The following is a 14423-nucleotide window of genomic DNA, read 5'->3' on the forward strand; positions in this document are numbered from 1 at the left end:
CAAAGAAATGTGGAAGTGGCTCGCCCAGAATGTGAGGGGGATGGAGCTTCTGACGTAGAGGTGTTTTTTACCTCGTAGGAAGAAGCGAAGCCACCGAACATTCTAGCCACTAGAGCTGGACAATGCTTCCGCTGAATTTTGAGGTGGGAGTCTTACTGCCCACAAATAGCGGGATAAAAGTTTTTTGATGAAAAAGAAACGAAATCCTCGTTTGTGTAGTTGCATTTTATCATAATATTTTTTCCACGGTAGAACAGCATTAGCATGTTATGCAGATAGGAAAAGAGGAGTATAGACATTCTAAAGGAAGGGAAATTCAGTTATGATGGCTGCAAAATATGACTCTGTTCGAAATTGGATGAAGCAGGACCCGTACATTTTGAGGAAAGATGATACAATTCGAGAAGCATTACGAATACTAGCTGAATCAGAGAGCACAGAACTCCCTGTTTTAGAAAATAATCATGTGATTGGGGTTGTGAAACTAATTGATTGTGTAAAGTGGTTAGAGGATCATTCAGAGTGGGATGAACCGATTGCCACTATACTGAGACATTTTTTCTATAACGTAAGGGAAGAATTTTCATTAAGCGAGTTAGAAAATATTCCACTTTACGTTACTTGCGAGGAAAACAGAGAGCTTAAAGGAGTGTTCAGTAATAAGGAATTATTAGCCTTTCATAAAGATTTGGTTCAAGAAATCGAATGTGCACATCAAATGATAGAGTGGTTTAAACTTTGTTTTGATACTGCATACGAAGGTATTGCAATTGTGGATGAAAATGGAGTTATCCAAATGTTCAATGAAACGTACAGTCGTTTTGTTGGTGTTACGAAGGAAGAAGCAATTGGGCAACACGCTGAAAATGTAATTGAGAATACGCGGCTTCCAGTTGTATTAAAAACAGGAGTACCAGAAAGAAATCAAGTGCACCGTCTGCAAGGACAGAATCTAGTTGTGCACCGGATGCCAATTTGGAAGCAGGGAAGAGTGATAGGTGCTGTAGGGATGCTTATTCATGAAGGGATTTCAGATATTTATAAAATACTAGAACGATTTGATCAAAAGGATAGGGCGATCAAACCAACGTTTTCTAAACCAAAAAAGAAGCAGATTCGATTTGAAGATATTCTTGGAGAAAGTCAAACAATTTCTGAAACGAAAAAAATGGCTCGAAAAGCAGCTAGTTCAAAAGCATCCGTATTAATTACTGGAGAAAGCGGTGTTGGTAAAGAGCAATTTGCACGTGCGATACATGATACCGGTATAACAAAAAACGGTCCGTTTATTAGTGTGAACTGTGCTGCTATTCCTGATAATTTACTAGAATCTGAATTGTTTGGCTATGCAGAAGGTGCTTTTACAGGTGCGAAAAAGAATGGGAAGGCAGGGAAGTTTGAACTTGCAAATCATGGAACATTATTTTTAGACGAGATTGGCGATATGTCACTATTAACGCAAGTAAAAATTTTACGTGTTTTACAAGAAAGGGAAATAGAAAGAATAGGTGGTACACATCCAATTCCTGTTGATTTCAGGCTGATCACAGCGACAAATAAAGATTTAAAACAAATGGTTAGAGAAGGAACCTTTAGGGAGGATTTATATCATCGTCTTCATGTTATTCCGATTCATATTCCACCGCTTCGCTTTCGAAAACAAGATATACCACTCATTGTTGAAGAACATTTACAAAAGTTATGTCAGATGTATGGTGCCGAAGAAAAGACACTTGATAAAGAGGTATTACGCCTTATGTTCCATTATAATTGGCCGGGTAATGTCAGGGAACTAATCAATGTGTTAGAAAGGCTATTTGCACTATCAGATGATGCACATATACGGGCTAAGGATTTACCAGAAGAATTTTATTACCGGGATATGGAGCAGAAGAAATTAGTACCTATGATGCAGTCTTTACCAGCAAAACAAGAAGCAATGAAAGTGGTGCGTGAAGAGGAAGAAAGAGGATTAATTGAACGTGTTTTAAAAGAAGCAAAAGGAAATAAGTCAAAAGCAGCGGCATTGTTAGGGATTTCTAGGGCGACCCTTTATAATAAATTGTCAAGATTCAAGATCTAAACAATTGTTATATCAAGTGTAAAACTGTCTAGACAGTTTTACGTTTTCTTTTCATTTTGCCCTTGTTCTATCAATTTTTAGATTGGCATAGATTTTGCATATGAATAAAATGAAGACCGAAATGATAGGGGGATACAGATGGAGAAAACAAAGTTGCAATGGGAAGAATTTTTTTCGCTGAATCAGGAGCTTAATACAATCTTTTTTACACCTGAGGATTTTTCAGGTGATGAAGATTTAATCGCAAAAACAACAGAACAATTTGTGAAACAGGAAATTGTTCCTCAAATTGAAAATATCGAGCAGCACAATTATCAAGTTTCCCGCAGGTTGTTTGAAAAGGCTGGAGAACTTGGATTGTTGAGTATAGAGGTTCCAGAAGAATATGGTGGATTTGAATTAGGGAAAGCAGTTTCTGGACTTGTAGCGGAAAAGATAGGATATGCAGGAGCCTTTAGTGTTTCCTTTAATATTCATGCTGGAGTAGGAACGCTGCCATATATATACTACGGAACAAAAGAGCAGAAGGAAAAATACTTACCTAAAATTGCATCAGGCGAATGGATCGGAGCTTATGCTTTAACAGAGCCTAATGCTGGATCTGATGCATTAAGTGCAAAAACAAGTGCTGTCTTAAATGAAGAAGGAACAGCTTGGACATTAAATGGTGAAAAACAATGGATTACAAATGCACATATGGCTGACGTATATGTTGTTTTTGCAAAGACAAATAAAGGAATGACAGCATTTATTGTCGAAAGAACATGTGAAGGCGTTTCGATTGGCCTAGAAGAAAAGAAAATGGGTATTAAAGGTTCTTCAACTGCGACACTGATTTTAGAGGATGTTGTCATACCTGCTGAAAATGTACTAGGGGAAGTAGGAAAGGGACATCACGTAGCTCTTAATATTCTCAATTTTGCTAGATTGAAACTTGCTTTCGGAAATATTGGAACAGCAAAGCAAGCAATTGGCTTATCTGTTCAATACGGAAAAGAACGAAAACAGTTTCAAACAGAATTAGTTGATTTCACGATGATTCAAGAGAAAATTGCAAATATGATTATCGCTACATACGGTGCAGAGAGCGCAGCTTATCGAACAGCAGGCGTAATTGATGAAGCAATTCATGAGGGTGATGAAGGTATTATGCAGAAAATGTCTCAATTTGCAATGGAGTGTGCGATCAACAAAGTGAATGCTTCAGAAACACTTGGAAACATTGTGGATGAGGCGGTACAAATTCATGGTGGTTATGGTTATATGCAAGAATATGAAGTAGAACGATTATACCGTGATGCTAGAATTAGCCGTATATTTGAAGGGACGAATGAAATTAACCGCTTAACAGTTGCGAAAATGTTAATGAAACAAACGAAACAACTAGGGGACCAAGTAGATGAAGACAAATTTGAAAATGTAGAACGAAATCATCGTTATATTTTATTATCGAAACAATTATTGAAGCAATCTTTGAAAACGCTATCTCAAACTCCTGAATTAAAAATCGAACAAGAACAAGAATATTCACGCGTGTTAGCAGACATGTTGAAAGATGTATATGTAATGGAATCGGCATTTTTACGTACAAAGAAAGCGATAAGTAAAAATGGTGAAGAAAAAGAATGTGCAAAACAGTTTATAACGGATGTGCTTTGTGAAGAAGGATATCGAAAAGTAGAATCAGCAGCAATTGTTCTTCTTTCTGCAGCGGTGCAAGAAGAGCAAACTAGAAACGCCATTCTAAATGAAATTCGTCAACTGTCAGTACCTTTATACACGAACTTGTTTACGAAAAAGAGAGAAATTGCAAAAACGATTATAAATCGCGGGAAATATATTGTTTAAATAGGAGGAGAGCAGTATGAAAAAGATTGGTTTTATCGGCTTAGGTAATATGGGTCTTCCGATGTCTAAAAATTTAGTTAAATCAAATTATACGGTATATGGAGTCGATTTAAATAAAGAGGCTGAAGCTTCCTTCGAGAAAGAAGGAGGAATCATCGGTTTATCAATTGGAAAATTAGCAGAAACATGTGATTTGATTTTTACAAGTTTACCGTCACCGCGAGCTGTTGAAGCTGTTTATTTTGGCGAAGAAGGTTTAATTGAGAATAGTCATTCGAATGTTGTTTTAATTGATACAAGTACAGTAGCTCCGCAACTAAATAAAAAGCTTGCAGATGCTGCGAAGGATAAAAAAGTCGATTTCTTGGCTGCACCGGTTAGCGGTGGAGTGATTGGAGCGGAAAACCGCACATTAACTTTTATGGTTGGTGGATCAAAAGAAGTATATGAAAAAGGTTTACCAGTGATGGAAGTATTGGGAGAAAATATATTTCATGTGAGTGAGAAAATTGATAGTGGTACGACTGTAAAATTGATTAATAACTTATTAATTGGTTTTTATACAGCGGGTGTTAGTGAAGCTCTGACATTAGCAAAGAAAAACAATATGGATTTAGATAAAATGTTTGATATTTTAAATGTGAGTTATGGACAAAGTAGAATTTATGAGCGCAATTATAAAAGCTTTATTGCGCCAGAAAACTATGAACCAGGGTTTACTGTAAATCTACTAAAGAAAGACTTAGGATTTGCAGTTGATTTAGCAAAAGAAAGTGAGCTTCACTTACCAGTAAGTGAAATGCTTTTGAATTTGTATGATGAAGCTGGTAAAGCAGGATATGGTGAAAAAGACATGGCTGCTTTATATCAAAAGGTCGGTGAACAATTAACCTCTAGTCATAAACAACAATGAATACTAGCAAATATAAAAAATAAAAAGGAGCGAATACAATGATTACAACAGAAATTAAACGCGTGAAAAATCATATTAATGGTGAATGGGTAGAATCTACTGGCACAGAAGTGGAAGCTGTTCCGAATCCTGCGACTGGGAAAATAATTGCTTATGTTCCACTTTCTCCAAAAGAAGATGTGGATCGTGCTGTTGAAGCTGCGAAAGCAGCATATGAAACATGGTCTAAAGTACCAGTTCCAAATCGCTCAAGACAGTTATATAAATATTTACAACTTTTACAAGAAAACAAAGATGAGCTTGCAAAAATTATTACATTAGAAAATGGTAAAACATTAAAAGATGCAACTGGCGAAGTGCAGCGAGGAATTGAAGCTGTAGAACTGGCAACATCAACACCAAATTTAATGATGGGGGAAGCACTTCCAAATATTGCAGGTGGAATCGATGGTTCAATTTGGAGATACCCAATTGGAGTTGTTGCTGGTATTACTCCGTTCAACTTCCCAATGATGATTCCACTATGGATGTTCCCATTAGCAATCGCTTGTGGTAATGCATTTGTATTAAAAACATCTGAAAGAACGCCGCTTTTAGCAGAAAAACTAGTAGAATTATTCTATGAAGCGGGCTTCCCGAAAGGGGTTTTAAACTTAGTACAAGGTGGAAAAGATGTTGTAAATAGCATTTTAGAAAATAAAGATATTCAAGCTGTTTCATTTGTTGGATCTGAGCCAGTTGCACGCTATGTATACGAAACAGGAACAAAATATGGAAAACGAGTGCAAGCACTTGCGGGAGCGAAAAACCATGCAATTGTTATGCCAGACTGCAATATTGAAAAGACAGTACAAGGTGTCATTGGTTCTGCATTTGCGAGTAGTGGAGAACGCTGTATGGCATGCTCTGTTGTAGCGGTAGTTGATGAAATTGCTGATGAATTCATTGATGTTCTTGTATCAGAAACGCGTAAATTAAAAGTCGGTGATGGTTTCCATGAAGAGAATTATGTAGGTCCATTAATTCGTGAATCTCATAAAGAGCGTGTACTAGGCTATATTAATAGCGGTGTAGCAGATGGAGCTACTTTATTAGTAGATGGCCGTAAAATTAATGAAGAAGCCCACGAAGGGTATTTCGTTGGAGCAACAATCTTTGATGGTGTGAATCAAGATATGAAAATTTGGCAAGATGAAATTTTTGCTCCAGTATTAAGCATTGTGAGAGTAAAGGATTTAGAAGAAGGAATTAAGCTTACAAACCAATCAAAATTTGCAAATGGTGCAGTCATTTATACGTCAAGTGGTAAACACGCACAAACATTCCGTGATAATATCGATGCTGGCATGATTGGTGTGAATGTTAACGTTCCAGCTCCAATGGCATTTTTCGCATTTGCAGGAAATAAAGCTTCTTTCTACGGTGACCTAGGTACAAACGGAAAAGATGGTGTACAATTTTATACACGTAAAAAAGTAGTGACAGAACGCTGGTTTTAAAAGAAATGTAAAAAAGTGTCCAATATCATGGACACTTTTTTATTGAAAAGGCTCTGTTAATATTAATTGTTGACTTTCGAACAAAAGAAAACCGCCTCTTATAGAGAGCAGTTTTACTTATATTCATTCTTATGCAAATTCTGAAGCATATTCTTCGTATATCTTTAATGTATTAAGCAATCGAGCTGATTCAATCATGATTTCGTTCGATGAATCAGTTACAGAAATGACAATAAATCGATTATCATTTCTGTCTCCAAACAATCCTTCTGATTCAAGTTCCATTAACACATTTAACGATTCATTCAACAGTGTATTTACTCGCATGTTAAAGTCATCTTCGACGGTTTCATGATATTTCTTAATAATTTTGTTCACTTCATCAAACATTCCGAAATCGTCCCATTCGCTCCACTCAACAGCTCCATATCTATAATAATTGTATAAAGGGTCCAATTTATTAACTTTGATCAGTCTTTCTTTATTAGCCACTGGTCCAATGCTATTGACACAATCGTCTGTTAATATGGAGTACCCATATATTGTGTCAACACCGCACCTAGTTATAAGTTCGTTATAATGACAACGAATTGCATTTTTTAACTCAACATATAAACTTTCTTGAAGATGCATTTTCACCGTATTTGCTCCGTTCTTTTTGTAGCGACATGTTGTTACATACTTCAATTTTAACATGAAAATCAACATTAAACGTTAACTGAGCCATTGAAAAAAACATTTACCGCTGGAAATTCACTTGCTATTATTAGCTTTTTAGAGATGGAAAAAATTATTTACATCTTCGTCTGAAACATCTTCTAAATGTTTATATTTATATTGAGGGTTTTGGTCCTTATCAATGACAACTGAACGTACTCCCTCGAAAAAATCTTCATGTTTCAGAAAGTTTTTAGCGAGTACAAGATCAGTAGCAAAGCATTCTTCTAATGTTTTTTCTTTTCCATCAATAAATTGTTTTAAAGTTATCTTTAAAGAGAAAGGTGATTTTGACAACAGTGTTTCTTTTGTTTGCGTTGCAAAATGGCTTGTATCTTTTTCTAAAGAATGGATAATTTCTTCAACCGTGTAATAAGAAAAATGTCTATCAATATTTGATTGGAACGATGATAGTTCACTTTCGGTAGTAGGAAACTCAGAATAGTCATTGATTAGCTCTGTTAATGATGTATGGATATCTTTTGCATGCCAATCTACTTGTTCAATATGAGTAAGAAGAGCATTCAATTTTTCGCTTGTCATGTAAAAGTCTGCAGCATTTATATATAGTACATCAGGGGCTTTAATGACAGAAGCTGTTAATGCTAAGTAACGACCTGTATATTCCGGAGCTTTATTTAAGAAAAAAGAAGCTCCGACATCAGGGAAAAAACCAATGTTCATTTCTGGCATAGCCCATTTTGTTCGCTCAGTTACAATTCTATGACTAGCTCCGTAAGTGAGGCCAACGCCTCCGCCCATAACAAAGCCATCTAAACATGCAACAATCGGTTTAGAAAACTTATAAATGAGCATATCCAATTGAAATTCATCTTCAAAAAATTTCTCTGCTTTTTGCATGGCAGAGTCATCTACACGTGCTTCGTAAAGAGTCTTAATGTCGCCCCCGGCACAAAGGCCCTTCGTACCTGCGCCTTTTATAATGACAAGATGAATTTGATTATCAACTTCCCATTCTTTCAATTTTTGTGTAATCGGTCCTAACATTTCATAAGAAATAGAGTTTAATGCTTTTGGGCGATTTAACGTTATGGTGGCTACACCGTTTGCGTGAATTGAAAATAGGACTTGATCAGTCATAGTATATCCTCCTTTGTATTGCTCTGTTTGTTTTCACAAGTTGTGTCAGTGTCGAAACAAATAAACATTTTGTAAAAAGACAGAGTAAGTGTGCTTTTATATATAAATTTCTTGTTTTTTTTCTTTAATCCTGCAATATCACATGTCTTTCTTTGTTTTAAAATGAAGAGCAAGTGAATATACTGTAGAAAATAGGCATGATCTTTAATAGTAATGCGTTTTTTTGTGTTTTTTGGAGAAAGAGAGAAATATTCTTTATATGAATGAACAAAGAGTAAAATTGCCGCATATTTTGGCGAGATATTTTGGAAGGATTTTATAAAAGAAAAAGGAATATAAAACTTCTAACGTATTATAAAACATATGATTTGTAATTTTTTATAATAAAGGTTTTAATAAGTAGATATAACGAGTTTTCTATATTGTAGCTTTATTTTCGTTTTTAGGTTTGTTCATGAGTTTATTTTTAATACATATAGAATGTTTTACTTCATACGCCCTAAGAAAGTAAAGGAAGGGGAGATTGGAATGCCAGGGCCTTTGTTATTATCGGTCATTATTTTGTCTTGTCTTATGATTGGTTTAACTTTTTATTTTCATCAAGAAGATTCAGAACAGGATACGATACAAGATAAAGTACGATTGGTATTTCCAATTTTCATTTTAACAATTGCCATTAGCTTTGCATTAGCTGAAAATAATTACGTTGCAATTTTTTCATGGCTTTTTATGACAGTGCTATTATTCATTATTTTGTATGCTGTGATGAAGGATTACTTACAAAAATAAAAGTGCCGTTTCAGGCACTTTTATTTTTAAGTGATTATTAATTTCACATACCGTAATGAAAAAAATAAAAAATCGATAGTAATAAATCACTTAAGGATTTAAAACAGTTGGGTATGTATTTTATCCCGCTATTTGTGGGCAGTAATACTCCCACCTCAAAATTCGGCGAAAGCGTTGTCCAGCTCTAGCGGCTAGAATCTCCGGTCGTTTCGCCCCCTCGGACGAGGCAAAAAGCGCCTCTCCGCCCTGTGCGTGGGCGTCCTGCGATTCTGAGCGAGCCGCTTCCGCTTTTCTGAAGAAGTTAGGTGGGAGATAAACTGCCCGTAAAAGCCCGATTGGTGAGGGCTAATAATCAGTGGGGATGAAGAAAACCCCCACTGATTAAAGTTTCACTTTATATTCTGTTGCTACTTTTCTCATACTACAAGTGAATAATGGCAGAAGCCGAATGAGTTTTCATTAGGGAAGTTATACCTTTCTCACTCATTCTCTTGTCAATCAGTAATGCCCGCTATACTATAAAATAGAGACATAAAAAAGGGGTGTTTTTGCATGAATTTTGAAATGCATACAAAGATTATTGCGAACGAAACCGAGAAACGATTACATACAGAAGATAATATATTTCAGTTAATGTTAGAAGGATATCATTTATTTGTAGTGGATGAAATATTGCCAGTATATAAAACAAGACAAGAGCTTGTTGGAAGTGCCGTTGTAAAGAAAGTGGAATGGACAGAGGGAAGAACGACGCTTTTATATCAACTTATTTCACTTCAATCTGTGAATTAATAGAAAAGAAAGGAAGGGAAAGATGAAATTTTTTCATACAGCCGATTGGCATTTAGGAAAGCTTGTTCATGGTGTTTATATGACAGAAGATCAGCACTATGTTTTAGAACAATTTATACAAGCAGTAGAAGAAGAAAAACCAGATGCTGTCATTATTGCGGGAGACTTATACGACCGTGCCATCCCGCCTACAGAGGCGGTAGATTTATTACATGAAACATTACAAAAAATTGTAATTGAATTACAAACACCAGTATTAGCGATAGCAGGAAATCATGATAGTCCAGATCGTATTCATTTTGGAAGTAGTTTAATGAAGAAGCAAGGCTTACACATTGTTGGACAATTTCAATATCCATATGAGCCAGTTGTTATGCATGATGAATATGGAGAAGTACATTTTCATTTAGTCCCATATGTTGATCCGGGCATCGTCCGTCATGTTATGAAAAATGATGACATTCGTAGTCATGATGATGCAATGCGTATTTTTATGAATGAGTTATCGGAAAGTATGGACAAAGAGGCGCGTCATGTTTTTATCGGACATGCTTTTGTAACATCATCAGGGGAAGCAGAAGAAAATACAAGCGATGCTGAAAGACCATTATCTATTGGCGGAGCAGAATATGTAAATAGTCATTATTTTGATGCTTTTCATTACACGGCGCTCGGCCATCTGCATCAGGCGCATTACGTACGAAATGAAACAATTCGCTATGCAGGTTCGCCGCTCGCTTATTCTATTTCGGAAGAACATCATAAAAAGGGGTATTACATTGTTGAATTAAATGAATCAGGGCAAGTAACACTTGAAAAACGATCATTAACACCAAAGCGTAAAATGAGAACGGTTGAGGCAAAAATTGATGAATTGTTGCAACATCCTGTATGCGAAGACTATGTATATGTAAAATTACTAGATGAAAATCCTGTATTGCAGCCGATGGAAAAGATTCGTTCTGTTTATCCGAATGCAATGCATGTAGAGCGTGTTATACAAAGAAAAAAATTAGCAAATGAAAATATTGCAGTCACTTCACGTCATAAAATGGATGATCTTTCCCTTGTGAAAGCTTTTTATAAAGAAATGAAAGGGATAGAGTTATCAGAAGAAAAAGAGCGTCTCTTCTTAGAAGTATTAAAGACAGTTCATGAACGAGAGGGGGAGAGAGCATGAGACCTATCAAACTTATTATGACAGCGTTTGGCCCATATAAACAGCAAGAAACGATCGATTTTGAAGAATTAGGTGAACATCGGATCTTTACTATTTCTGGAAATACAGGTGCAGGAAAAACAACGATTTTTGATGCGATTTGTTATGCGCTGTACGGAGAAGCGAGTGGAGAAGAACGCAATGATACGAGTATGCTTCGTAGTCAATTTGCTGATGATAACGTTTATACAAGCGTTGAATTATTATTTCAATTAAAAGAAAAAACCTATTGTATAAAGCGGCAACTTGGTCATAAAAAGGAAGGTAATAAAACGATTACGGGCCATGCGATTGAATTTTATGAAGTTGTTGATGACGAGAAGATTCCATGTGTAGATCGCTTCCATGTGACAGATGTAAACAAAAAAGTGGAAGATTTAATTGGTCTTAGTAAACATCAATTTAGCCAAATTGTGATGCTTCCACAAGGTGAATTTCGTAAACTTTTAACATCTGAAACAGAAAATAAAGAGGAAATTTTACGCCGCATTTTTAAAACAGATCGATATAAATTAATGAGAGAGTTATTAGATCAAAAGCGTAAAGAATGGAAAGATGTTCTGCAAGAAAAGCAAAAAGAACGAGAATTGTACTTTCGTAATGTTTTCAAGCTTCCTATGCGGGATGGTACACGACTTGAAATATTGGCAAATCAAGAACATGTGAATACACATCAAGTAGTAGAAGCACTTCAACAAGAAATGGATTTTTATGAAAAACAAGCAAATCAATTCGAACAGCAAGAAGCAGTGCAGCTGAAGCAATTAAAAGAAGCAGAAACAGGTTATCATGAGGCAAAAGCATTGAATGATAGATTGCAAGATTTGCAAACAAAACAAAATCGTTATGATTTATTAGGGCAGGAACGTTCTTCTATTGAAGTGAAAGAACAACAATTGAAACAAGCAGAGCAAGCAAACCGGTTATTACCGTTCGAACAGTGGTATGGTGAAGCGGTTCAAAGCGCGGAGCAAGCTGAGCAATACATGAAGCAAATAGCTGCCAAACAAGAACAACTTGTACTCGCTTATGAACGTGCAGAGCGGCAGTACGAACAAGAAAAAAGCAATGAAACGGTCCGTGAAGAAACGAAGCGAAACATTCAAATGTTAGAAGAATTAAAAGAGGTTATTGCAACATTTGCTGATAAAAAACAAAAATTAGCGGCGTCAGAAAAACAAGTGGAGCAATTTAAGCTTGAGATAAGCAAGTTAGAGGAGCAACAAGAATTCGGTAGTGCACAAAAACAACAGCTTTCTAGTAAGCTAAAACAGATGGAACAAGCACTGGAACAATATATAACAAAAGCAGAACAGTTAAGTCGTATGCGTGAAGATGCAAAAGTATTAAAAGATACTTACCAAGTGTGGCAAGAAGTGCAAAAATATGAGAGGGAAAGAAAAGGTGCCTTCGAACATATGAATGCTGCTCAGCAAGCATATGAAACTTTGGAGAAATCCTGGTTAAGCGAACAAGCTGGTCAGTTGGCAATTCATTTACATGATGGTAAACCTTGCCCGGTTTGTGGCAGTACTGCACACCCGAATAAAGCGACTGAACAAGAATTGTCTATTGATGAAGAACAGTTAAATCGTCTTCGAGAACAAAAAGCACAAGCTGAAAAGCAATTCGTTCAAATAGAAGAAAAATGTAATTTTTATAAAGGGCAATATGAAGAGTTATGTAAAGAAGTGCAGAGTCGTGGATACGCTATATCAGAGCTAGGAGATGTGTATCAAACGTTAATCCAGCAAGGAAAACAACTAGCTGCAGAAGTAAACGAGTTAAAAGCGACTGAAGAAGAACGGAAACAACTATCACCGCAGCTGCAAAAGCTAGACGAACAATTAGATAGATTGCAGGGGGCTAAACGTGATGTAGAAGAAAAGTTACATCGCTCTGAAATGGAATCGATTCAACTGCGAACAGCGTATGAAAATGACAAAGAAAAAATACCAGCAGAGATGCAAACATTAGAAGCGTGGCAAGCAGCATATGAAGCCAAAGCTACTTTACTTCACCGCCTGCACGAAGCATGGCAAAGAGCACAAGATGAATTTCAGCGCAGTGTGAGTGAAAAAATTCGTGTGGAAGAAGCATATAAAGCAGCGCAGCAACAATGTATACAAAGAACTGAGAAAAAAGAAGAACAATATACACGCTTTTTGACAGAACTTGAAGCAAGTGGTTTTGCAAGTCAGCAAGCATACACAGAAGCTAAATTATCTGACGCAGAGCGAACGGGCTTACAACAACACATTCAATCGTATTACGGGGCGCTCGAAGTATTAACAAAACAAATTGAAGAATTAACAGAGGCGCTTCGCGGAAAAGAATGGACAGAATTAACAGAGCTAGAAGAACAGTTGAAAGAATTGGCAATTCAGCTTGATATTATAAAAGAACAACGTCAGCGTACGAAAAATGCCAATGAATATATTTCCGATCTACATGAAAATATCCGCCGCATTGATGAACAAATTCATGAAGAAGAAACTGCATTCCAAGAGCTCGTGGATTTATATGAAGTAATGAAAGGTGACAATGAAAGTCGCATTTCATTTGAGCGTTACATTTTAATAGAATATTTAGAGCAAATTGTTCAAGTAGCCAATGAACGACTTCGTAAACTATCGAACGGACAGTTTTACTTAAAACGAAGTGAACGCGTCGAAAAACGAAATCGTCAAAGCGGTTTAGGATTAGATGTATATGATGCCTATACAGGGCAAACACGTGATGTAAAAACATTATCCGGCGGTGAAAAATTTAACGCCTCTCTTTGCCTAGCACTCGGTATGGCCGATATCATCCAATCATACGAAGGCGGTATTTCCATTGAAACGATGTTCATTGACGAAGGCTTCGGTTCATTAGATGAAGAATCATTAACGAAAGCAGTAGATGCTTTAATTGATCTTCAAAAATCAGGCCGTTTCATTGGTGTAATCTCGCACGTACAAGAATTGAAGAATGCAATGCCAGCAGTGCTAGAAGTAATGAAGCAGAAAGATGGGTGTAGTAAGACGAGGTTTGTGGTGAAATAGATAAAAGTGTCTGGTTTTTCAGGGGCGGTACGTATTGTATCTTCGGAAGAACGCTTATTCCACCCGTGATTTCTGATACTATTAAATATCTTTATATTTTTCAATTTTGGACTCTGTAAAATTACAGAGTCTTTTTTTATGTAAAGGATTTGCTGTATATTGATCTGGTTTATGATACATATTTTGTAACTACTCAGTCACTTTATGAAAAAACGATAGAAAAGCATTTTTTTTAATGGCCAGGGAGGGACTGGCTATGTATAGTAGCGGTCAGTTCCTATTTCTGCCACGTGCAAAGTTTTAAAACAAAGAAAGGTAGCGAGGTGTTGGCCCATTTTTATCTTCATGGCAGCAATTATGGGTAAGCGTGTTTTTGCTGGCTTACAAAACTTCTAAATGAACTGTATGGCTGAGT

10 protein-coding genes are annotated in these 14423 nt (G+C 36.3%); 8 read left to right on the plus strand and 2 right to left on the minus strand.

The features are described from left to right. Positions 1-322: 322 nt before the first annotated feature. From MR076_RS04655 to MR076_RS04670, 4 genes are all read left to right on the plus strand, one after another. A complete protein-coding gene (locus MR076_RS04655; protein ID WP_242218146.1) occupies positions 323-2083 on the plus strand; it encodes a sigma 54-interacting transcriptional regulator in 1761 nt (586 codons plus the stop codon). 138 nt (positions 2084-2221) lie between these two features. Next, positions 2222-3931 (plus strand): acyl-CoA dehydrogenase family protein, encoded by a 1710-nt coding sequence (locus MR076_RS04660; protein WP_242218148.1) that lies wholly within the window; start codon positions 2222-2224, stop codon positions 3929-3931. 16 nt (positions 3932-3947) lie between these two features. Further along, positions 3948-4844, plus strand: a complete 897-nt coding sequence (locus tag MR076_RS04665; protein WP_242218149.1) for an NAD(P)-dependent oxidoreductase — start codon at positions 3948-3950, stop codon at positions 4842-4844. Between the two features lie 38 nt (positions 4845-4882). Continuing rightward, the gene (locus MR076_RS04670; protein ID WP_242218150.1) at positions 4883-6343 is read left to right on the plus strand and encodes a CoA-acylating methylmalonate-semialdehyde dehydrogenase; all 1461 of its coding nucleotides are present in this window, start codon (positions 4883-4885) and stop codon (positions 6341-6343) included. A 129-nt stretch (positions 6344-6472) separates the two neighbouring features. On the opposite strand, the gene MR076_RS04675 is transcribed toward MR076_RS04670, so the two are convergent. Next, positions 6473-6982, minus strand: coding sequence for a DUF4303 domain-containing protein (locus tag MR076_RS04675; RefSeq protein ID WP_242218152.1), 510 nt, complete (start codon positions 6980-6982; stop codon positions 6473-6475). 135 nt (positions 6983-7117) lie between these two features. Next, entirely contained in the window at positions 7118-8161 is a 1044-nt protein-coding gene (locus MR076_RS04680; protein ID WP_242218154.1) for an enoyl-CoA hydratase/isomerase family protein, read from the minus strand. 528 nt (positions 8162-8689) lie between these two features. Between MR076_RS04680 and MR076_RS04685 the strand changes: the two genes are divergently transcribed. The 4 genes from MR076_RS04685 to MR076_RS04700 all read left to right on the plus strand — a co-directional run bounded on the left by MR076_RS04685 (position 8690) and on the right by MR076_RS04700 (position 14008). Further along, positions 8690-8950 carry a hypothetical protein gene (locus MR076_RS04685; RefSeq protein WP_242218156.1) on the plus strand — a complete coding sequence of 87 codons (261 nt, stop codon included), beginning with the start codon at positions 8690-8692 and terminating at the stop codon, positions 8948-8950. Positions 8951-9502: 552 nt separating this feature from the next. Further along, a complete protein-coding gene (locus tag MR076_RS04690; protein WP_242218159.1) occupies positions 9503-9742 on the plus strand; it encodes a DUF2584 family protein in 240 nt (79 codons plus the stop codon). 22 nt (positions 9743-9764) lie between these two features. Continuing rightward, entirely contained in the window at positions 9765-10922 is a 1158-nt protein-coding gene (locus tag MR076_RS04695; protein ID WP_242218161.1) for an exonuclease SbcCD subunit D, read from the plus strand. After that, positions 10919-14008: an AAA family ATPase gene (locus tag MR076_RS04700; protein ID WP_242218163.1), complete on the plus strand. Its 3090-nt coding sequence runs from the start codon at positions 10919-10921 to the stop codon at positions 14006-14008. The genes MR076_RS04695 and MR076_RS04700 overlap by 4 nt, the downstream gene beginning before the upstream one ends. The last annotated feature ends 415 nt before the right edge of the window (positions 14009-14423 follow it).

Source organism: Bacillus cereus group sp. BfR-BA-01380, from assembly GCF_022663535.1.
GTDB classification, from domain to species: Bacteria; Bacillota; Bacilli; order Bacillales; family Bacillaceae_G; genus Bacillus_A; species Bacillus_A cereus_BB.